Below are 22,243 nucleotides of genomic sequence, written 5' to 3'. Positions count from 1 at the left end.
CCATCAGGGCCGACGAGAGCATGTCAAGGCCAGAGCCATCCCTCTCTCTTCATCAGGAAGCGTATCGCTCAACGTTCTCGCTCATCTCCTCGGCCTCGACCATCACGTTCTTGATCGGGAAGGTGACGACGCAGCGAATGCCCTCGGGCTGAAAGTCGAGCTTGATCTCCCCCCCGAGCTGCTGAGCCAAGCCACGCTGAATCAGCCTGGTGCCGAAACCTTGGCGCTTGGGCTGCTGCACGGGCGGCCCCCCGCTTTCGACCCATTCCAGGATCAGCATGGGCGCATTCAGCGAGGAAGTGACCGCCCATAGGACGCTCACCCTCCCCTCCGGCGCCGTGAGGCTTCCATATTTCGTCGCGTTGGTGGCAAGCTCGTGAATGGCGAGCCCCAGGGCCAGAACGGCGCTCGGCTGCAGATTAATCTTCGGGCCGCGCAGGCGGATGCGCTGGCGCATGGCGTCCTGGTAAGGCTCCAGCTCGTTCTTCAGCACATCTTCCAGCATGGCACCCTGCCATTGGGTGTCGGTGAGAAGATCATGCGTCTTTGCCAAGCCCTGCACGCGCCCGAGGAAGGCGTCCCAGGCTCCTTCGTCGCCCTGCTCGGCGGCGCGGCGCGTCATGGCCGCAATGGATTGCACGGTGGCCAGGGTATTCTTGACCCTATGATTGAGCTCATGCAGCAGGAGCCCCCGGCGCTCGTCGGCCAGCCGCTGCTCCGTGATGTCCTGCGAAACGCCGACGAGCGAGAGACCCCCGTCCGGCCCTATGCGGGCACGCCCGCTAATGCGGATCCAGCGTTCACTGTGATCCGGCCAGATGACACGGTATTCCACATGAAGATCCGAACGGTTCTTGAGAGCCTGGGCAACGGCCTCAGTCTGCCGTGCGCGATCGTCGGGATGAATGGCGGCGAGCACGTCGTTATAGGACAACGGCTCATCAGGCCCCCGCCCGAAATTGGCGCGGCATTGCGGCGAGGCAACGAAGGCGCCAGTCGAGGGCGTGAATTCCCAGGAGCCGAGATGTCCCGCATTGAGCGCCAGGCGAAGGCGGGCCTCGCTTTCTGCGATGCGAGCCAGAGCCTCCTCCCGATGCCGCTCCTGCTCGCGGATGTCGGTGGCTGCATCAGCCAGGGCTTTCTGAATCGTGTCGAATTCGAGGACGTGCGTCGTTGTCCCGTCCACCTCACGGCCGGTACCGAGCGCCTGGGCAGCAGCGACGAGCTGGTCGACCGGCTTGGCGATCAGGCGCGAGAGCATGGCGGCCAAGGCGACTCCCATGAGAATGCACCCGGCGAGAATCAGGAGCCAGAACATGGAGCGCTGGAACGAGGCGGTGAGTTCCGCGGAGGGAACGCTCACGACAAACGTCCAGTTGTAGGTGGGCGACTTGCTGAAATAGGCGCGGGCCGGAACGCCGTCGAGAGTCTCGCTCCGGACATTTCCTTCCGAGAAAGTGGCGGCGGCATCGCGTATGACGGGATTGGCAAGCTCGCCGATGAATCGTTCGGGTGATCGGGACCGGGCGACGATCCGGCCGCTGCGGTCGAGCACAGCTGCGTTCCAGCCCGGGGCGATCCGCTGATCCGAGATGAGCCGCTGAAAGCCCGCAGGATCGATGGCCGCCGACAGGATATAAGCCACCCTGTCGCCGATGACGACCGGCATATCCATCGTGATCAGGACTTGGCCGTTGATCGGATCTGTTTGAAGGTCCGACAGCTGGACGCGACGGGTCTCCTGCACCTTCAGCACCGCGCCCTCGCGCCGGCCGTCAGGCAAGGGCGAGCCATAGGGCACGCGTGTGTTGAGCAGCACCTTTCCGCTCGGCTCGATCAAGGCGATGGACGAGGGGCCGGCGAGTCCCGCCTCCAGCGTCTGCTTGTGGAAAGCGGCAAAATCGCCATTTGCGATATGAGGAGAGAGGGCGAGCACGCGCAGGGCCATTTCGCTCTTCTCGATCGCACGATCGATCGACAGGCTCAGAGCCCTGGCCGTTTCCTGGAGGCGCAGATCTGTGGCCTCGCGCTCGGCACGATAGCCTGAATAGAACCCTGCGCCTGCGATCAGGACGGCCGGCAGCGTCAGCGCGAACACGAGCGCCCAGAGCACCTGCCGCAACGATGTCCGCGACCAGAGGACGGGATCCGGTCTGGGCGGCATTGTTCCGGATGGGGGACGGTCCATATCGTGCATGTCAGCCGAGATCTTGAACCGGCATCACGACACGGACAAGAACCTTCGGATCCTCCATGGGCCACTCGACACTGGCCCCGAGCTGACGGGCCAGTCCTTTCAGCACGGTCCCGGAGGCGCCCTCCTGCGCCGCCTGCTTTTCCTCGGGACTGAAGGCATCGTCCGCCAGCTGGAAAAGCAGCCGGCCGTCGCGTGCTCTTATGGCAATCTTCAGCTTGCCGTGCCGCTCCCTGAAGGCATGGGCAAGCGCGTTCACGATGATCTCATTGAAGAGGAGCGCCATGGGCGCGGCCATGGCGGCCTCGACCTCGATGGCCTCCACGTCGAATTCCGGGACGATGCTGACGTGAGTGACGGCCGCCGCCAGCTCTTCGCAAAGCCCACGTGCGAAGCTGCTCACCTCGAACCGGGACGATCCGTTTCCGTCATAGAGATCGCGATGGGCCGCTCCTAAGGCCTGAAGGCGCTCCCGCATGCGCTCGAGCACGCGGCCTGTCGCCTCATCCTCGGCATGTCGAATCTCGATTCCGATCAGCGACAGGAGGAGCTGCAGGTTGTTCTTCACACGGTGATCGAGTTCGTGAAGAAGCGCCGTCCGCTCATCGAGAAGCTTCTGCAGGGCTTCCTGGGCCTGACGCTTCTCGATTCGCTCGCGGGCCTCGCCAAGCGCCCGCAGAACCGTGACGGGCAACCTGTGCAGCCGGTCCTTGAGCACGTAATCCGTGGCGCCCTGCTTGAGCGCCTCGACAGCCACCTCCTCCCCGAGAGCGCCGGAGACGAACACGAAGGGCAACTCCGGGAAGCGCTCCCGCACCAGGGCAAGAGCGTTCAGCCCATCGAAGCCGGGCAGAAGATAATCGGCCAGCACGAGATCCCATGAACCATCGCGGAGCGCCGCGGAGAACTCCTCCTCCAGAACGACTCGCTCGATCGCGGCCGTCAGGCCCGACGATTCCAGCGCCTCCGTCACCAGCTCGGCATCGAGCGCGCTGTCCTCCAGGAGGAGGATGCGGAGCATTCGGCTGGACTGGGGAGCGGCCGTTCGGTCCATGCACCCGCCTCAGGAATCGGCCCGCCGCGGCGGCGGCTCGTTGAGGATGGCCCAGAACACGCCGAGGTCCTGGATCGCATCGAAGAACTCGCGAAAGCCCACTGGCTTCACCACGAAAGCATTGACGCCCAGCTCGTAGCTGCGGATCAGGTCGCTCTCCTCCCTGGAGGAGGTAAGCATTACCACGGGCGTCTGTTTCAGGTGCGGATCGGTCTTCACCTTCTCCAGTACCTCGAGCCCGTCGACCTTCGGGAGTTTGAGATCGAGCAGAACCACGGCGGGATCGCTGGTGTTGCGGTTCGCATGCGCGCCGCGCCGATTGAGGAAATCGAGCGCCTCCTCGCCGTCTCGGACCACCACGACCTCGTTGGCGAGCTGACTCTGCTCCAGAGCGGCCAGGGTCAGTTCAAGATCCTTGGGGTTGTCCTCGACCAGCAGGATCGGTTTCAGTTCCGGCATCAAGCCGCTCCTTCGCTCTCGGGCAGGGCAATATAGAAGGTCGCGCCCTTGTCCGGCTGAGCTTCGGCCCAGCTGCGCCCTCCGTGTCTCTCGACAATGCGGCGAACATTGGCCAGCCCGATCCCGGTTCCCTCGAATTCCTCGGCCCGGTGGAGGCGCTGGAAGACGCCAAACAGCTTGTCGACATATTTCATGTCGAAGCCGACACCATTGTCGCGCACGAAGAAGACAATCTCCCCGCTATCCCGGTAAGAACCCACTTCGATACGCGATGTATCCCGCTTTCGAGAATATTTGACGGCGTTATCCAAAAGATTCTCAAACACGAGCCGGATGAGAACCGGATCCGCCACGATTGCGGGCAGGTCGCCGACGATCCAATCGATCCGGCGGCCTTCCGCCGCCATGGCGAGCTTCTGCCGGATATCCTGGACGAGCTCCCCCACCTCCACGGGGCGGGGTTTCAGCGCCGTGCGGCCCATTTGCGAGAAGCGGAGCAGATTGTCGACGAGCGTGCCGGCCGTATAGGCAGCCTCGACGATCGTGTCAATGTAACGTTTGCCCCGCTCGGACAACTCGGACCATTCCTGCTTTCTGAGGAGTTCCGAGTAACCCACGATGTGGCGGAACGGCGCGCGCAGATCGTGCGACACCGAATAGGAAAAGGCCTCCAGCTCCTTGTTCGACCGACGCAGCTCCTGGGCCAGGGCCGCCAGTTCTTCGGCGCGGCGCAGCACGATGCCGACGATCGCATTGCGCAGTTCCTTGGCAGCCTCAATCTCGCTGTGGTCCCAGGCCGCCGAGCGCCCGCGCACCGTCTCCTTCCAGGTCTCGAAGGAGCGCCGGGGATGAAGCCTCAAGGTTCCGGCTTCCTCCAGCACAGGCTTTTCCGGATTGCCGCCCCATTTGACCGTCTGCACGATCTCGGGACGGAACCAGAGAATATAGCTCGAACGCATCTTGGAGATGGAAATGGACAGGAGACCGCTCGCCCTGTCCGCATAGCCCTGCGCTTCGGGAAGGAGTTCCGCGAGCCGGTCCGTGGCGAACACATCCTCCGGGTGATGCTCGGACAGCCAGGCATAGAGCGCCTTGACCTCGGACTCTTTCGGGGTTTCACCGAGGAGCCAGCAATGCTCGTCGGTGACGATGGCGGCGCCTTGCGCGCCGGTCAGCAGCATCAGATCGTCGGGATGGCTCACGAGGCCATCGACGAAGAAATTCTCCCCCGCCATATGGGTGAGAAGGCGCGCCTGGACGGCGCTCAGCCGCGCGCGGGCATCGGCCAGGACCGCATTTTCGCGGGCTTCCAACTGCAACGAGAAGATCCGGGTGAGGAAATCGCAGGCGTTGCGCACGGCCGGAGAGACGCGCCGGGGCTCGCTGCTGTGGCAGGAGATCAATCCCCAAAGCGCATCGTCCCTCAGGATTGAAATCGACATGGAAGCCGGCGTGCTCATGTTACGCATGTACTCGAGATGCACAGGCGAGACGCTGCGCAGCACAGAGTCGCTGAGATCGAGCGGGGCGGGATCGTGCGACTGGATCGGAACGGGGGTGTAGTTCGCGTCGGGAATGATCCGCAGGCGATTGCGGCGATAGAGCTCCCGTGCCTGAGCCGGGATGTCGGAGGCGGGAAAGCGCAGATCGAGATAGGACGGCAGGGCATCGTTGCGGTCCTCTGCGATCACGGTGCCGTTCCAGTGCTCGTCGAAACGATAGATGAGAACCCGGTCGAAGCCGGTCATGCGGCGAATATCCTGGGCCGCGAGATGGCAGAGCCGCTCGACCGTCGAGGCCCGGGGCAACTCCTCCACGAATCGGCGCAGGGCGGGGTAAAGCGTCCCGATGCTGGAGCTGGCGCCCTCGGGCACCGCCTCCAGTTCGAGGACCACGTGCCCGCCCGAGCCGGAAAGCACGGCGTCGAAAGTCTTTTCGCCCCTGTCCGTTTGCAGAGTGACGGTGCGAAGGTAGCGTGCCGTTCCCGCAGGCACCGGCTCGGCGACGTCGGCTTCCAGCTGCGCTGCGATCCCGGACAGCGCCCTGTGGAAAGGCTTTCCGAGAATCGACGCCGGATCGATCCCCAGCACCGTGGCGGCATTCGCGCTTGCATGCGTCAGGGCCATGTCCGCCCGGGAGAGGGCGAACAGGAGACCGTGAGGCTGAATGCTGCCCGGAATGTGGATCGGCTCCCGCTCGCAGGCGGTCAGGTCGATCTCTTGCGGCGCTTGGATTTTCATGGAGCCTCGCAGAGCCAGTTGTGCATGACGCGGAAGGTTTCTTGCGCCGCCGCGACGATCGCGTCATCGGTCTCGGGAGAGGACGCCTGAAGAAGCATAGCGCCGAACCGCCTCCACATGACAGCGACATCCCTCCCGTAGCTCCTGAAATAGGCACAGCCGGTCTGCCCGTCGAAGCCGAGGTTTCGCTCCACCTCGCGGGCGATGACCGCACCGCCCAATGTGGATCCCTCGACCACATACATGCTGCCGAGCACGGCCGCGGAATTTGGCAGGGGCATGAGAGGATCGCATTGCGGCAAACGGATGATCTCGTCTTCCGCGAGGCCCAGCGCGAGGAGGTCCCTGATCAGAAGCCTCGTCTTGCACCGGCTTTCGAAGACAATCCTGTCCGGCGCAACCGCGCTTGCGGACCGCTCCCACGCGCCATGGAAGCCGTAGAATCGGGCCAGCAAGTTCCGGTATTCGTCACGGCTGGCGATGCGGCGGTCGAGTTTCATGGCGCTCTCGATCCGGTCATGCGCGGGCCTGGTTTCGACTTTCAGCCGTTCAAGCAGCGTCATGGCACCTCATTCAGGAAGCGGCCCAGCTTCCTCGCGGCAACCCGCTCGACGAGTCCCAATCCGTCGTGGATCAGAACCGCGAGCAGCGCAACCACCAAACCGCCCTGGAGCACGAAGGCGATATTGTTCGATTGGAGGCCTGCGATGATCACTTCGCCGAGCCCCTTGGCGGCAACAGTCGAGCCGATGGTCGCGGTGCCCAGACTGATGATGACCGACAGGCGGATACCGGCAAGGATCACGGGGAGCGCGAGCGGAAGCTCCACCTGCACAAGGCGCTGCCGCGCGTTCATGCCCATGCCGCGCGCCGCCTCCAGGGCCAGCGGGGAAACCTGCGTCAGCCCCGTCAGCGTGTTCTCGAAAATCGGCAGCAGACCGTAGAGAAACAGTGCGATGAAGGTGGGTTTCTCGCCGAAGCCCACAAGCGGCACGGCGATCGCAAGAACGGCGATCGGCGGAAAGGTCTGCCCGATATTCACGAGGCTGCGTGAGAGCGGCAGGAACTCGGCTCCCGACGGACGGGTGACGAAGATCCCGAGCGCGACGGCAAGAACAGTGCTCGCGATCGTCGCCAGACACACCGTGCGCAGATGCTGCAGCGTCAGCACGAGCAGGCTGCCCTGGTTGTAGATGGCCGGTGCGCCAGGAGCGATCAGAGGCTCGAAGAGGAATGCGAAGCCCTGCGGCATCGTGATGAAGGCCGCGAGCAGGAGGAAGGCGATCAGCCGGACGAGGGAGGTCGCTGTCATGGGAGCGGACGCCCATGCTGCAGGATTTTGTCGACGCTGACTCGGCCGATGATCGCACCGGATGAATCGGCGACCGGAAGGGCCTTGCGCCCCGTCCAGAGAAGGCGCGAAAGCGCGTCGTGAAGGCTCTCGGACGCCGCAATCGGCTCCCCCTCGGCATGGCCCGCCTCAAGAGCCTCCCGCACCGGCGTCAGGGAGAGCAGGCGGAAGGGCCGCTCCACGGTTCCCACGAGACGCTCCACGAAGTCGTCGGCCGGACGCATCAGGAGCTCGGCCGGCGTCGCATATTGCAGGAGGCGGGCCTGATCCATGACGGCGATGCGGTCACCGAGATGGAAGGCCTCGTTCATGTCGTGCGTGACGAGGACGATGGTGGCCCCCAACCGGCGCTGGATGGCGATGAGATCGTCCTGGGCCTTGGAGCGGATCACCGCATCGAGCGCGCCAAACGGCTCGTCCATCAGAAGGAGCGCAGGCCGCGCCGCCAGCGCCCGCGCCACGCCGACGCGCTGCTGCTGTCCGCCCGACAGTTCATGCGGGAACTTGTGAGCGAATTCCGCCGGGTCGAGCTGAAACAGATCGAGCAGCTCTTCCACGCGTTGCGCGATCCTCTTGCGGTCCCAACGCAGCAGGCGCGGCACGGTGGCAATGTTGTCGGCTACGTTGCGATGCGGAAACAGACCATAGCCCTGGATGACGTAGCCGATACGGTGTCTCAGCTCGTCCTCCGGGATCGTGCGCGTATCCTCTCCGTCGATGAGCACGCGCCCTGCACTCGGCTCCACCAGCCGGTTGATCATGCGAAGCAGCGTCGACTTGCCCGCGCCCGACGTGCCGACGACGACCGTGAGCGTGCCCTCTTCGACGTTGAAGGAGACATCCTCGACCACGAGGGTGGCGCCGTAGCGCTTGGTGAGACGATCGATTTCGATCATGCAGGCGTCGTTCCCTTGGAGAGATCGACCAGCGCATCAAGAACGACGGATGCGCCAAAGGACAGGGCGACGGTGGGAAGCGCGCCCAAGAGCACGAGGTCTATCGCCGTCTGGCCGATGCCCTGGAAGACGAAGGCGCCGAATCCTCCGCCGCCGATCAGCGCCGCCACGGTTGCAAGGCCGAGATTCTGGACGAGCACGATGCGGATTCCGGCGAGGATCACCGGAAGGGCGAGCGGCATCTCGACCCCCAGCAGCCGCTGCCTGGCCGACATGCCCATCCCGCGCGCCGCATCGACGACGGCTGCGGGAACCTGGTTCAGCCCGGCAACCGTGTTGGCGACGATGGGCAGCAGCGCATAGAGGAACAGCGCGAAAAAGGCTGGTGCGGCGCCGATCCCCCTGATGCCCAAGGCCGCCGCGAGCGGCACGCTCGCCGCGACGGCGCCGAGCGGAGCCATGAGAAGTCCGAACAGGGCGATGCTCGGGACCGTCTGCACGATGCTCAAGCTCTGCATGACCGCTGTCCGGAGCGTTCTCAGCCGATGACTGGCGACGCCGAGCGGGATGCCGAAGAGACACGCGGCCGCCAAGGAGCCGAAGGCGAGCAGAAGGTGCTGGCGCGCCTCACGCCAGAAGCTGTCGGCGCGGGTGTCATATTCCTTGAGGATCGAGAGATCGTCCCAGATGCCGGAGAGCAGCAGAAGCGCCAGAGCGCTCGCGCCGACGGCCAGGGCCGCCAGCCGTCCAAAGGGGCCGAGCCTCATGCGCGCCAGGGCATCCACGGCGAGCAGCGAGAACGACAGGCTCAGCAGCCAGAAACCGAGCGACGGCGAAACGCGAGCAAAATTGTTGTCCGCGGGCGTCAGGTAGCCTGCGGACAGGCCGAGGGACGGGAGAAGAACGGCAAGACCGATCACGGCGGAGCCGAGTCGCCCGAGGGGATCCCGCGCGAGAACAGCTCCGAGCGCGACACCGAGCGCCACGAGCGCCAGAGCGGCCGCCATGGAAAAGGGGAGAGCCTCGATTACGAGGCGCGCCTCGCCGGACGCGATGCGGGTGGCGCGATACGTGGCGAACGGGGCGGCGAAGAGCGCGATCCCGATGAGAACGGCAATCACGAATCCCAGATGGTCGAAGGAGAGCGCGGGGCGCGGCGGAACCACGCCGAACGTGCTCGTCCTGGATGTCGCGGAACTCACGTCGAACCCTGGTCCTTGCTTGGCCACCCTGCCGTCTGCTTCACGCAAAGAGCCGGTCGCTTATTTGATGAAGCCTTTGGACTTGAGGTAGTCGGCCGCGACGGCTTTCGCCGCCTCGCCGCCCACCTGCACGCGGGCATTCAACTTTTGCAGGGTCGTGAGGTCGAGGGAGGCGAAGACGGGCTTGAGGATGTTCGCGATTTTCGGATTCTCCTTCAGCACCGCCTCGCGAATGATGGGAGCGGGTGCGTAGACCGGCTGCACGCCCTTGTCGTCCTCCAGCACCACCAGTCCCGACGGCGCAATCCCGCCGTCCGTCCCGTAGACCATGGCGGCATTGGCGCCGTTGGTCTTCTCAGCCGCCGCCTTGATCGTCGCCGCCGTATCGCCGCCGGACAGGACGATGAGCTGCTCCGGCTTCAATCTGAAGCCGTAGACCTTCTGAAAGGATGGCAGAGCCGCTTCCGAGTTCACGAACTCGGCGGAGGCCGCGAGCTTCGCCTCGCCGCCCTCCGAGACCCATTTGCCGAATTCGGAAAGCGTCTTGAGCTTGTTGGTCTCCGCCACGTCCCGGCGCAGGGCGATGGCCCAGGTATTATTGGCGGGCGAGGGATCGAGCCAGACGATCTTGTTGGCCTCGTAATCGAGCTTCTTGGCAGTTTCGTAACCCTTGGCCGCGTCCTTCCAGAGAGGATCGTCGGCTTTGTTGAAGAAGAAGCCGGCATTGCCCGTGTACTCGGGATAGATGTCGATCTCGCCTGCGGTGATCGCTTTGCGCACCACCGGTGTCGCGCCGAGCTGGATCCTGTCCTGGGTCTTGATGCCATTGGTCTCGAGGACGAGCAGGATCATGTTGCCCAGGATCGATCCTTCCGTGTCGATTTTCGACGAGACGACGACATCCGCCCTGGCCGGACCCAGGGCTGCCAAGCCCAAGGCCAGAACGGCGGCAAAAGTCTTCAGAACGAGCCTCATGTTTCCCCCTCGGCTTGAGCGTGCGCACCAAGGCTATTTCTAGGTCACGCCCGCGATTTAAGCAGAGGGAATGCACCCGAGTCCCGGCTCTGACGATAAAAATTTCGTATCACGCCACTCTCGCCCACCGCCGGCCGGTGACGGCGATGGGCGAGAACCAGGAAGGATCTGCCGATCGTTCAGGCACTTAGGGCCGACGGAGGCTCCTGGGCGATCGTGAATCGCACCTGGGCCTGTGGACGATGATCCTCGGACAGGGTGCGCCAGGTTCGCTCGGCCTCGGTGCGGCTCTCGAACGGGCCAACGACACGCTCGGTGCCGTGAACCAGGGATTCGCATTCGCAGGAGGTGTATTCACCGCCAACCACCCAGAAGCGCGTCTTTTGCATGGCCGTTCTCCGTATGCCTTAAGGGGCCAGCGCCCCATATTGGATATTTACATCCGTTGACAAAGCACCTCGCCAGCCCACAATCTCTGTTCGGCGACGAGATGTCTGATGGATATAATTCCAGAGGAAGTCTTTGTTTCAATGCCTGATTTCGTAAGAAAGGTGGCGTTGTAAAAGTCCGACGTAGGGACAACGGTAAATTTGTAAAAAGATTCACAAATGGATGAGAGCAGAAAACTCTTCGTGGGTCCGCGTCTCAAGCGCCTGCGCCGCGAGCTCAATCTAAGCCAGTCCCGCATGGCGGAGGAGCTCGGGCTCTCGCCCAGTTATCTGAATCTCATGGAGCGCAACCAGCGCCCCATCACGGCGCAGGTGCTCATCCGGCTCGCCCATGCCTATTCCCTGGATCCGCGGGAATTCGCCAACGATGACCATGAGCGCACGGTCTCGGAACTTGAGGAGATTTTCGCCGATCCGCTCTTTCGCAGCGCGCCGGTCTCCCGAATCGAGCTGCGTGAAACCATCGAGAACGCGCCTTCTCTCGTGGATGCCGTGAATCGCCTCTACCGCGCCTATCAGGCCATGCGGGGCGCACGCGAGGCCGTCACTCCCCATCTCAAAGACAGGGACCGGGCCGAGGATGCGCCGCAGATCAATCCGGTCGACCGGGTGCGCGAGCTGATCCACGAGGCCAAGAACCATTTTCCGGAACTGGACGAGGCGGCCGAGACACTGGCTTCCGACCTTGCGGTCACGGGGCACGAGCCGTTCTTCGCCATCGCGGAGCGTCTTCGTTCCAAGCACGGCATCCGCGTGCGCGTCATGCCCATCGACGTGATGTCGGACAACCTGCGGCGCTACGATCACCACCGCCGCCAGCTCCTGATCTCCGAACTCGTCGATCCGTCCGGCCGCACCTTCCAGGCCGCCTATCAGCTCGCCTTTGCGGAGATGCGCTCGACCATCGATGCGCTGGCCGCCAAACTCGAACCCACGGACGGCCCTGCCCGCCGCTTGCTGCGCGTTTCGTTCGGCAACTACTTCGCCGGCGCGCTCATGATGCCCTACGGCAAGTTCCAGGCCGCGGCGGACGTCCTCGGATACGACGTCGAGGTGCTGGGCGCGCGTTTCGGCGCGAGCTTCGAGCAGGTGGCGCACCGCCTTACGACGCTCGCCCGGCCCGGCGCCCGCGGGATTCCCTTTTTCCTCGTGCGTGTGGACGCGGCGGGCAACGTGTCGAAGCGCTTCTCCTCGGGCCGTTTCCCCTTCTCGCAATTCGGCGGCACCTGCCCGCTCTGGAACCTCCACTCCACCTTCAAAACCCCGGGACAGGTGGCGACCCAGATCGTCGAGCTGCCGGACGGCTCGCGCTGGTTCTCCATGGCCCGCGCCGTCAAGCGCGCCTCGAATCCCTGGGGCATGTCCGATCCGCAATTCGTAGTGGGTCTCGGTTGCGAGCTGAAATACGCCCATCGCCTTGTCTATGCGCGCGGCCTGGACCTCGCGGCCGCCGACGCCACCCCCATCGGCATCAACTGCCGCCTGTGCGAGCGCGTCGCCTGTCCGCAGCGCGCTGCCCCACCCATGATGCACGCCCTCATCGTCGACGAGATGCGGCGCGGCGTCTCGCCCTTCGAGTTCGATGCGACTTAGGCTCCGGCCCCTGTTTTCGCTGCGAGCGGCTCCTCGAGCCAATGATCGAGAAACCGGTCGATCCAGCGCGAAACATGCGGATCGTACAGGAAACGCCCGTCGAGCTGGCGGACGCGATCCTGTGCGCCGGGCGTCGACAGTCGCTCCTCCGCAACGACGGTCCAGCGGCAGATCATGGCGTGCGTGACCTCGGGGTGGAACTGGAGGCCGAAGGCCTTGCCGCCGACCTGGATGGCCTGGGTCGGAAAATCGTCGCCCGTTGCGAGCGTATCGGCCCCGGCGGGGCAGTCGAATCCCTCGCGGTGCCAGTGATAGACATGGCTCGGCCAGGGTACGCCCCAGGCTTCGCTCAAGCGCTCTCCCGCTCCGGTCGGCACGAGAGGGTAGTAACCGATCTCGGCGCGCCCTTCCGGATGCTGCCAGACATCGGCTCCCATGTGCTTGGCGAGCATCTGCGCGCCGAGACACAGGCCTAAGAACGGCTTGCCCTCCTTCAGGGGAACGCCGATCCATTCGATCTCCGCCTTGATGAAATCATCCGGATCGTTGGCGCTCATAGGGCCGCCGAAGATCACCGCACCGGCATGGTCGGCGAGCGTCTCGGGGAGCGGGTCTCCGAAGCGAGGCCGGCGGATATCGAGCCGATGCCCGCGCTCCGCCAGCAGACGCCCGACGCGCCCGGGCGTCGAATGCTCCTGGTGCAGGACGATGAGGATGGGTGCCTTGGTTCCCTGCCTAGTCATGGCCCCGCTCCGGCGGCACGGGCTTGGGAGTTTGCAGCGGATGGCGGAGAGCGGACTCGGGTACGGATCGACTGAACATGAGGGGGATTATTCAGGAAGAAACCGGATCCGCGCAAGGCTCAGGGCGATGGTCGCGACCCCGTCAGCGCATCGTACGGACCCGAAGGGCCGCGTCAGCGCTAAGTGGCCCCGGTTTTCCGCTCCGAAGACGCTTTCTATCAGAGGGGGCATCGGCTTTGAAGCGATCATCCCGCAGGACCGGTGCCGAGCCCGGCCTGAAGCCTTGGGAAGGCCCCAGCCGGAGCTAAGGCGAAGAGTCGCACGAAAGCCGTGGCGGGCCTGGACCTCGCCGCGATAATATCCAACCAGTCCAGGCCTTTCGGGTCCTAGGCAAGTGCAGGAGGCTGCTCTAAGATCAACGCAATGATAAAGCTTTGGAGCTCCGAAGGGTTGCCGTCGGCTTTTGCACCCCATGCAAGAATGATAGAACCCTCTGATTCCCGGCATGGCTTTCGCAGGCACTCGGAACGGGATCCGGTGCAGCGAAGGCCGATCATGCGGCCCTGGCGTGAAGGAAAGTTAAAGACGTGACCGATAGCGTGACGAGCGACGGAGATCTGAACGGCCTGCGTATCCTCGTAGTGGAAGACGAAGCAGCGATCTCCCTTCTGCTGGAAGACATGCTGCTCGATTTCGGCTGCGAAGTGATCGGCCCGGCCGCGCGGCTTTCCGCGGCCCTGGACGCGGTCGCCCGGGAGCAGGTGGATCTGGCCATTCTCGACGTGAACGTCGCGGGCGAGCCCATCTATCCCGTGGCCGAGGCCCTGGCCCAGCGCTCGATCCCCTTCGTCTTCTCGACAGGGTACGGCAGCGCAGGCATCCGGGACTCCTTCCGCGACCGCCCGGTCCTCCAGAAGCCCTTCGCTCAAAACGATCTGAAGCAGAAGCTGATCATGGCCCGGCGCACGGTCGCGTCCTGAGGCCCGCCCGGCCTGGTCCTGCGACGTTCCGGATCTCTCTCCTAAGGGCAAGCCCCTTTCCTAAGGGAATGGGTCATGTGCTTTTGAGCACAGACCATGCTGTCTGATTTGGCTTTGATCCTGCCGCATACCTGCTAAGCTTGAATTTGCAGGATCAGGACACGTTATCACAGAAGACATCATGGCTGCCCATCCCTTTCGGCTTCTAGCTGCCGCAAGCTCCCTCTGCCTGTGCTTGGCGGAGGCTCATGCGCAGTCACCCATTCCCAGGCCGCTTCCCCCCGTGGGCTCGATCGTGGCGGCCAAGGGCGGCGAGGAAATGCGCTTCGTTCGCGAGGATCTCTGGCGGGCGGCGCAGATTCGGCAGGATGTCATCGGCGGCGACGTGTTGCGCACCAATGCCATCGGCAATCTGGCGATCCTGTTCGCGGACCGGACCCAGATCCGCGTCGGCCGCAACTCCACCTTGACCGTGAACGACGTGGCGGGCGCCGGCAGCGGCACGACCGCGCTCAGTCTCGACGCAGGCAGCATCTGGGCGCGCGCCGCGCGCGGCGGATCGGGCGTCGACGTGAAGACCCCCGCCGCGGTGGCCGCTATCCGCGGCACCGACTGGGCGCTGTCCGTCGAAGGCGGGCGCACCTCCCTCGTGGTGCTCGAAGGCGTCGTGGAGCTGCGCAATGCACAAGGCTCAGTCACCGTGCGCCAGGGCGAAGGCGCGGTGGCCTCCATCGGGCAGGCGCCGACGAAGTTCGTGCTCACGAATTCCGAAGACCGGGAGCAGATGCTCTTCTATTTGAGCCTGCGGGATACGTTCTCCTCGATGCCGGTCTCGCCGCTGAGCGGCCCGGTCCTACGGGCCGAGCGCGCGCGGATTGCGGGCATACCGCCCGAGAGCCGTAGCGCGGAGGACTGGCTGAGCCTTGCCGAGACGGCCCTCGTTCTCGACGGCCGCGCGGTGGCCGCGCAGGCGCTTGCGGAAGCGCGCGCCAAGGGCCTGAGTGCCGCGCAGCGCGCCCGCGCCGATCTGGTTGAGGCCACCCTGCTCGGATCGCAGCACCGCTGGTCGGAGGCGGCCGAACTCTTTGGCAGGGCCGAGCGCGGGGTCGACGCGAAGCGGCGGACCATCGCCGCTTACGGGCGCTACATCGCCCGGTCGCTCGCCGATCCGAAACGCGTGTATCCGGAGCCCAAGGGATCCGCCCATGACCCGCTTGCCGCGTTGGCCCATGCCTATGTAGTGGCCTTCCGCCAGGACCTCAATGCGGCATCCGAGGTGCTGAAGGCCGCGGAACGGCGCTTCCCGAACGACGTCCGTATCGCGGTGATGTCGGCACAGGTCTCCTATGCCCTGAACCGGCGCGAGGAGATGCGCGCCTCCATTGCCCGGGCGAAAGCCATCGACCCCGAGGATCCGGAAGTCATCGCCGCCGACAGCAACATCCGGGGCGATATCGACGGCGAGGTGAATGCCGCCGTCGAGTCCCTGCGCAAGGCCGCCGCCGTTGCGCCGGGCAATTCCGGGATCTGGAACAGCCTCGGCCTCTTCGAATCCGACCGCGACCGGCCCCTGGCCGCGGAAGAAGCCCTGCGCCGGGCCATCGCGGAAGATCCGGGAAGCCCCGTCTCCTACGCCAATCTCGCGATCCTTCTGCTCGATCAGAACCGCGTCGAGGAAGCGGGCGCCCTGATCGACAGGGCGCTCGCCCTCGATCCCGGCTTTCATGTCGCCTATGTGGCCCGCGGCCGCTACCTCCTGCAGAAGGGTGAAACCGACAGGGCGATCGAGGCCATTCTCGCCGGCTCGGCCGCCAATCCGGCCTGGTCCCAGGGCCTGCTCATGGCGGCGGCCGCCTATTACCAGAACGGCGACGAGGAGCTCGCGGACCAGGCCCTCGACAATGCGGACCGCCTCGACCCCAACGATCCCGTGGTCTCGAGCGCACGCACGGCGATCGCCATCGATCAGTATCAGGCGGACCAGGCGGTTCTCGCCGCCCGCGAGACCCTGCGCCGCTACCGTCAGCGCGGCGGCGACTTCGCAGGTCTCGCGGTGAACAAGGATGGCGGCTCCTACCCGGCCCAGGCCTATCGCTTCCTGAACCTGAACGAGTGGTCGCGTTTCTACGGCGACCGCGTGTTCGACCCGTTCAACGCCTCGAGCTATTTCGACCAGGCGGCCGTCGACCGGCCCACCCTGTTCACGGCCCGGCCCGACGTCTCCACCATCGAAACGGGCGTGGACTCGGATCTGACGGCCCTCAACCTGACGCTCCAGGGGCTGTTCCTCGACCCGCTCGCGGTTTCCGGCCGCATCGGGCGCCTGGATCTCATCCGCCGCCCCTTCATCGACGCCGAGATCGGCGGCACCCTGCTGTCCCGCGACGGCCATTTGGGCTGGCAGGCGGAAGCGACCGTTCAGGGCTATTCCAACGAGCCGCTTCCCACTTCTTTCTCCCTGACTGCAAACCGCGCTCAGGCCGAGAACGGCGCGACCATCGACAGGCAGGAAGCGACCAATGGCGCCTTCTTCATCGGCTCTGCCCCTTCGGCGGCCGATCGGTTCGTGCTGTTCGGAGCAGCGGCGGATCAGGCGCCGGGCATTGCAAGCATCCGCACGCCCACGCGACTCTTCGACGGCACCCAGGACGCGACCTCCGTGCTCGGCGGCGCCGGATGGAGCCACAGCTTCAGCGACAGGAACGTGCTGACCGCAGCCGTCTTCGGCCAACGCGTCGTCGACGATCGGTTTTCGAATCTGGCCCTGACGCTCTCCCCCACCCTGATCCTGGGCGGACAGCAAAGGGAGCGCACCCGAACGGAGGGCGTGGCGGCAGCCCTGGCTCACACGATCGGATTCGACGACTTCACCCTTCGCTACGGTTTCGAGGCGCAACGCGGACGCGCCCTCAGCAGCGCCGAGGGGCTGACCTACCTCTTCGACACCGCTACCGGCGAGTACACATCCATCCCCATCGACGAGGAATCCGACGCCACGTTCAAGGCGAGCCGCCTCTATGCCGACCTGTTCTGGCGTCCTTCCGACTGGTTCGAGGCCCAGGCCGGGATCCAGCGCACGGCCCTGGACACCGGTTTCAGCGACGACAGCATGGTCTCCCCGCGCATCGGAATCGGCATCTCGCCCTTCGAGGGCCACTGGCTGCGCGCCGCCTATCGCACCGACGGCCTCATGCCGCTCGCCTATACGCTCTCGCCCGTCACGACCGTGGGGCTCGTGCCGAACACGCTGCCGATCGCCCTCGACGGACAAGTCGACACGCTCGCCCTTCGCTGGGATGCGGAATGGTCGCCCTATCTGTTCACGGCCCTCGAGTATCAGCGGCAGGAGGCTGACAATCTCGATATCGGCATTCCGAACACCTTCGACAGCATTGCCATCGAGAAGGCGCGCATCGAGCGGGTGTCCGCCACCGCCAATCTCTGGCTCACCCACGGCATCGGCGTGTTCGGCACCATCGGCACCCAATCGACGGAGGTGCTCTCGGGCGCCGGGCGCGGCAGCGACGTGCCGCTGATCGCCGGCAATTTCGCGCGGGCGGGCGTCACCTTCGTCCACCCGAGCCGGATCAAGCTCACCATGGCGGCCACCTATGTGGGCGACTTCGCGGGCGAGCTCGCGGGCACGAGGCTCGACGATTACTGGACGGCGGATGCCTCCCTGACCTGGGAAACCCCGGATCGGCGGCTTCTGGTGGAACTGAGCGTGCTCAACATGTTCGAAGAGGAATTCCAGGTCGCGCCCAATATTCCCGGACCGAGCCGCACCTTCGCGGCCGGCGTGAAGGCACGGTTCTAAGGGTGGGCGCTCCCGCACCGGCCGCGCGCATGCAGACGGGAGAGCCGCTCCGGCGGCACTTCGTCATGGCGGGGCTGATCGCGGCTCTTCTGACGCCGCTCGTCTTCTTTCCCCCCTTCCGGCTGATCGAAGCGAAGGTGTTCGATATTCTCTCGATCGTCGCGCCGCCACGCCCTCGGGTCGCCGGCGTGGAGGTGGTGGCGATCGACGAGCCGTCCTTCTCCGAGATCGGGCAGCGCTGGCCGTGGCCGCGGGAGCTTCACGCCCGGCTCGCCGAGCGTCTGCGCGCGGCGGGCGCCAAGGTCATTGCCTTCGACATCATCTTTTCCGAGCCCTCGACGGAGGAGGCCGACAGGCGGTTTGCGGCAATCCTCGGGCCGGACGTGGTGCTCGCATCGGACGATGTCTCGACGAAGCTCGATCACGGCGTTCAGGTCACGCGCGTCAATCCGATCGAGCCGTTTCTCGATGCGGGCGCTGTTCCCGGTGTCGCCTCCGTCACCCCCGACGGCGATGTGTATCTGCGCCGGATGCCGACTCAGCCCGACGGATTCGCAGCCGAGATCCTGCGTGTTGCCGGGGAGCCGGCCGAGCCTCCACCCGAGGGCGCCCTCATTCAATATTTCGGACCCGCCCGCACCTATCCGACCGTTTCCTACTACCAGGCTCTGGATCCGGAGACGTTTCTCCAGCCCGGACGCTTCAGGGACAAGATCGTTCTCGTGGGCCTGAGCCTCAAGGCCGCGACCTCCGCCGATGCGGGCGCGCCCGATACCTTCCCCACGGCCTATACGCTGACCACGGGAGAACTCACCGCAGGAGTGGAGGTGCAGGCGACGATCCTCGACAACCTGCGCCACGATCTCTTCGTCGTCCCCGTTCCGCGCCCGGCCGTCCTGGCTCTGCTCGTGGCGGCTGCCTTCGGGGCCGCGGCCCTGTCCATCCGCGGCGTGACCTGGCGCACCGGGCTCGCCGCCCTGTTCATGGTCGCCCTTCTCGTCGCGGGCGCATGGTTCGCGCTGCGCTTCGGGCGCCTCTGGGCGCCGCCCGTCCTGCCCGCCGCCACGGCGCTCGCGGTGTTCGGCACGCGGTTCGGCCTGGACTATGCCCGCGAGCGGCAGTTGCGCCATGCGGTGTCGGAGGCCTTCTCGCGCTATCTCTCGCCCGATCTCGTCGCGGAGCTCGCGCGCGATCCGGGCGCACTCAGGCTCGGCGGGGAGCGACGCAACCTCTCGGTTCTGTTCTGCGACGTGCGCGGCTTCACCAGCCTGTCGGAGTCCCTGAAGGACCAGCCCGAGCGGCTGACCGCGCTCATCAACCGCCTGCTCGATCCCCTCTCCGAAGCGGTGCTCGCGGAGGGCGGCACCATCGACAAGTACATGGGCGATTGCGTCATGGCGTTCTGGAACGCCCCCCTGCCGAGCCCCGATCATCCGCGGCGCGCGGTGCGTGCGGCCATGCGCATGATGGACGCCGTCACCCGGTTGAATGCCGCCCTGCGGCAGGAGGAAGGCGAGAGGGCCCCTCAATTCGCTGTCGGCATCGGCATCAACACGGGCGATTGCGTGGTGGGCAACGTGGGCTCGCGCTGGCGCTACGATTATTCGGTGCTCGGCGATGCGGTGAATCTCGCTTCGCGCCTGGAGAGTCTGTCCAAGGAATATAACGTCCCGCTGATCCTCGGCCCGGCGACGGCCGCAGCCGTGCGCGACGATTACGTGCTGATCGAGCTCGACCGCATCGCGGTGCGCGGACGCGCGACGGAATCGGCCATCTTCACCGTCGTGGCCCCCGCTTCGCAGCGTCAGGATCCCGCGGTCGCGGAACTCTCGCGGCTTCATGCCGAGGCTCTCGAGAGCCTCCGCGAAGGACGGCGTAACGAAGCGCTCGGCCTCGTTGTGCGCTGCCGGTCGCTTTCTCCTTTCCTGGCCGGCTACTACCGCACGCTCATGAGCAAGATCGGCGGGATGCTGCGCTGACCCGGCTCGCTTTTGCGAGCGAATTGCAAGTAAAATGAATGGCTTGCGCTCGGAGGCGCAGTCACTATAACGGCGGCTCTCCCGTCCTGCCGTCCCGTTTGTCGATGCCAGCCATGAGTCGCATTCAAAAGCTTGCCATCGGCAGCATATTCGTTGGAGCGCTCGTCCTCGCGCTCAAATATGCCGCTTATCACCTGACGGGGAGCATCGCACTCTATTCGGACGCGCTGGAGAGCATCATCAACGTGGTGACGGCGATCGCGGCCTTCATGGCCGTTCGGGTGAGCGCAGCGCCCGCCGACGCCAATCATCCCTACGGCCACCACAAGGTGGAATATTTCTCCGCTGTTCTCGAGGGTGTGCTGATCATCGTGGCAGCGCTGATGATCCTGCGGGAAGCCTATTTCGGGCTCCTCTCGCCGAGGATGCTCGATGCCCCGGCCTTCGGCCTTGCCGTCAACGCGGCAGCAACCGTCGTGAACGGCTTCTGGTCCTGGGTGCTGATTCGCCAGGGCCGTCGCCTGCGCTCGCCCGCCGTCACTGCCGACGGGCGTCATCTGCTGACGGACGTGCTCACCTCGGCGGGCGTTCTCGTCGGCCTCGTGCTCGTACCCGGGACCGGTTGGGCCTGGCTCGATCCCATTCTCGCGGCTCTCGTCGCGGTCAACATTCTCTGGTCCGGCTGGGGCCTGATGAAGGAGAGCATCGGCGGCCTCATGGACGAGGCCCTGCCCGAGGCGACCCTCGCGCGGGTGCGCGAGATCATCTCCGTCAATGCGGAAGGCGCCATCGAGGCGCACGACCTGCGCACGCGGCACGCGGGCAAGATGACCTTCATCGATTTCCATCTGGTCGTGCCCGGCGGAATGAGCGTCACGGACGCGCACGACATCTGCGACCGCCTGGAGCGCGCGCTGAAGGGCGAGATCGAGGATGCCCTCATCACCATTCACGTGGAGCCCGATGATAAGGCGAAGCACGCCGGAATCGTCGTTCTCTAGCGCTTCGTGCCAGAAAGCGGACCGGTCATTCACACCAACGGTGCGCTCTTCAAACAACAGAGCGTCCGGCGGGAGAATCGGCCCCGCCATTTCCAGGCAAGCCTCACCGGTTACTTCCCCGCCAAATTTCGGATGCGCGCGCCAGGTGCTGGCGGCACGAAGATGAGGATGGAGATGTCTCAAAACGCTTTTACCGCCCGTGCGAAATGGGCCAATGCCCTCATGGGAGTTGCAGGCCGCTTCTACGCCGGCATGGCCTTCGGCATTCTCGCGCTGATAGCGCTTGCCATTTACGGATCGCTCACGATCTCCAGCATCCTGCTCGAGCGGAAGCACGCGGAGCTGAAGGGCCTCGCCCAGACGGCCACCACTCTCATCGCGGGCTATCAGGAGCGCGCCAGGAAAGGTGAGCTTTCGGTCGAGGAGGCGAAGAAGCGCGCGACTGATTCCCTGCGCTCGATGCGCTACAACGGAAACGACTACTTCGTGGTGCTCGATTACACCAACTTCGTTGTCATGCACCCCAACAAGGACACCGAAGGCAAGAACCTTTCTGACGTGAAGGACGCCAACGGAGTCTACGTCACCCGCGAGCAGGTCGCAGCCGGCAGGAAGGGCGGCGGCTTCGTGAACTTTTCCTGGCCGAAGCTGAACGAAACCGTACCGTCTCCGAAGACAGTATACGCCGTCTCCGTCCCTGAGTGGGAATGGGTCGTAGCGGCAGGCATGTACGTCGACGACCTTGCCGTCCTCAACGCCACCTACCGGAACCTGTTCCTTGCCTTCGTCGGCGTCTCGGCCGTCATTCTGATCGCCATCGCCTTCGGCCTGGGACGCAGCATCTCCCGCCCGATTCAGAAACTCGTCGACAACATGCGCGGCCTCGCCGATGGCGATCTGAGCATGACGGTCGAGGGCACGGCCCGCCGCGACGAGATCGGCGTGATGGCGAATGCCGTCCAGGTGTTCAAGGATAATGCCATCGAGGCCCGCCGCCTCGCCGCCGAGCAGGAGGCCGAGAACCAGGCGAAGATGCGCCGTGCGCAAGCTCTGGACGAGCTCACGCAGCGGTTCGAGACCCAGGTGTCGGCTCTCACGCAGGGCCTGGCCTCGGCCGCCACCGAGATGGAGGCGACCGCCCGGTCGATGAGCGCCGTGGCCGGCCAGACCAGCCAGCAGACTATGACGGTCTCCTCCGCGGCGCAGCAGACCTCGGCCAACGTGCAGACGGTGGCCGCCGCCACGGAAGAGCTCTCCATCTCGATCCGCGAGATCGCCTCGCAGGTGGGCCAGTCCTCGCAGGTGGCCGA

17 protein-coding genes are annotated in these 22,243 nt (G+C 65.2%); 6 read left to right on the top strand and 11 right to left on the bottom strand.

Translation table 11 applies throughout. From position 1 onward, the window contains the following. Window positions 1-52 precede the first annotated feature (52 nt). The 10 genes from GR328_RS06745 to GR328_RS06700 form a co-directional block, all read right to left on the bottom strand. Window positions 53-2,164, bottom strand: coding sequence for a sensor histidine kinase (locus GR328_RS06745; RefSeq protein WP_160883764.1), 2,112 nt, complete (start codon window positions 2,162-2,164; stop codon window positions 53-55). A 34-nt stretch (window positions 2,165-2,198) separates the two neighbouring features. Further along, complete coding sequence (locus tag GR328_RS06740) at window positions 2,199-3,248, bottom strand: sensor histidine kinase (protein WP_160883763.1); 1,050 nt, start codon at window positions 3,246-3,248, stop codon at window positions 2,199-2,201. A gap of 9 nt (window positions 3,249-3,257) precedes the next feature. Beyond that, window positions 3,258-3,707, bottom strand: coding sequence for a response regulator (locus tag GR328_RS06735; RefSeq protein ID WP_160883762.1), 450 nt, complete (start codon window positions 3,705-3,707; stop codon window positions 3,258-3,260). Further along, window positions 3,707-5,947, bottom strand: coding sequence for an ATP-binding protein (locus GR328_RS06730; RefSeq protein WP_160883761.1), 2,241 nt, complete (start codon window positions 5,945-5,947; stop codon window positions 3,707-3,709). The genes GR328_RS06735 and GR328_RS06730 overlap by 1 nt, the downstream gene beginning before the upstream one ends. Then, window positions 5,944-6,510, bottom strand: a complete 567-nt coding sequence (locus GR328_RS06725) for a biliverdin-producing heme oxygenase (RefSeq protein WP_160883760.1) — start codon at window positions 6,508-6,510, stop codon at window positions 5,944-5,946. Before GR328_RS06725 ends, GR328_RS06730 begins: the two co-directional genes overlap by 4 nt. Continuing rightward, on the bottom strand, window positions 6,507-7,259 hold the full coding sequence (locus tag GR328_RS06720; RefSeq protein WP_160883759.1) for an ABC transporter permease: 753 nt from the start codon (window positions 7,257-7,259) through the stop codon (window positions 6,507-6,509). The genes GR328_RS06725 and GR328_RS06720 overlap by 4 nt, the downstream gene beginning before the upstream one ends. Beyond that, the gene (locus tag GR328_RS06715) at window positions 7,256-8,194 is read right to left on the bottom strand and encodes an ABC transporter ATP-binding protein (protein WP_160883758.1); all 939 of its coding nucleotides are present in this window, start codon (window positions 8,192-8,194) and stop codon (window positions 7,256-7,258) included. The genes GR328_RS06720 and GR328_RS06715 overlap by 4 nt, the downstream gene beginning before the upstream one ends. Further along, the gene (locus tag GR328_RS06710; RefSeq protein ID WP_160884054.1) at window positions 8,191-9,360 is read right to left on the bottom strand and encodes an ABC transporter permease subunit; all 1,170 of its coding nucleotides are present in this window, start codon (window positions 9,358-9,360) and stop codon (window positions 8,191-8,193) included. The genes GR328_RS06715 and GR328_RS06710 overlap by 4 nt, the downstream gene beginning before the upstream one ends. A gap of 96 nt (window positions 9,361-9,456) precedes the next feature. Further along, a complete protein-coding gene (gene osmF / locus GR328_RS06705; protein WP_160883757.1) occupies window positions 9,457-10,371 on the bottom strand; it encodes a glycine betaine ABC transporter substrate-binding protein OsmF in 915 nt (304 codons plus the stop codon). 179 nt (window positions 10,372-10,550) lie between these two features. After that, window positions 10,551-10,760, bottom strand: coding sequence for a DUF4170 domain-containing protein (locus tag GR328_RS06700; protein ID WP_160883756.1), 210 nt, complete (start codon window positions 10,758-10,760; stop codon window positions 10,551-10,553). Between the two features lie 219 nt (window positions 10,761-10,979). Between GR328_RS06700 and GR328_RS06695 the strand changes: the two genes are divergently transcribed. Further along, window positions 10,980-12,413 (top strand): helix-turn-helix domain-containing protein, encoded by a 1,434-nt coding sequence (locus GR328_RS06695; protein WP_160883755.1) that lies wholly within the window; start codon window positions 10,980-10,982, stop codon window positions 12,411-12,413. On the opposite strand, the gene GR328_RS06690 is transcribed toward GR328_RS06695, so the two are convergent. Next, entirely contained in the window at window positions 12,410-13,156 is a 747-nt protein-coding gene (locus GR328_RS06690; RefSeq protein ID WP_160883754.1) for a glutamine amidotransferase, read from the bottom strand. The two genes, GR328_RS06695 and GR328_RS06690, sit on opposite strands and share 4 nt — an antisense overlap. Window positions 13,157-13,743: 587 nt before the next feature. Here GR328_RS06690 and GR328_RS06685 point away from each other — a divergent pair. The 5 genes from GR328_RS06685 to GR328_RS06665 all read left to right on the top strand — a co-directional run. Next, on the top strand, window positions 13,744-14,136 hold the full coding sequence (locus GR328_RS06685; protein ID WP_343039311.1) for a response regulator: 393 nt from the start codon (window positions 13,744-13,746) through the stop codon (window positions 14,134-14,136). A gap of 181 nt (window positions 14,137-14,317) precedes the next feature. Next, window positions 14,318-17,953, top strand: coding sequence for a FecR domain-containing protein (locus GR328_RS06680; protein WP_160883753.1), 3,636 nt, complete (start codon window positions 14,318-14,320; stop codon window positions 17,951-17,953). Between the two features lie 2 nt (window positions 17,954-17,955). After that, the gene (locus GR328_RS06675; protein ID WP_343039310.1) at window positions 17,956-19,932 is read left to right on the top strand and encodes a CHASE2 domain-containing protein; all 1,977 of its coding nucleotides are present in this window, start codon (window positions 17,956-17,958) and stop codon (window positions 19,930-19,932) included. Window positions 19,933-20,045: 113 nt separating this feature from the next. Next, entirely contained in the window at window positions 20,046-20,933 is an 888-nt protein-coding gene (locus GR328_RS06670; protein ID WP_160883752.1) for a cation diffusion facilitator family transporter, read from the top strand. A 174-nt stretch (window positions 20,934-21,107) separates the two neighbouring features. Continuing rightward, on the top strand, window positions 21,108-22,243 hold a 1,136-nt coding region (locus GR328_RS06665), incomplete at its 3' end, for a methyl-accepting chemotaxis protein (protein WP_160883751.1).

This window comes from Microvirga makkahensis (genome assembly GCF_009830105.1).
In the GTDB taxonomy this organism is placed as follows: Bacteria; Pseudomonadota; Alphaproteobacteria; order Rhizobiales; family Beijerinckiaceae; genus Microvirga; species Microvirga makkahensis.
This window is presented reverse-complemented; position numbering and strand designations above follow the sequence as displayed.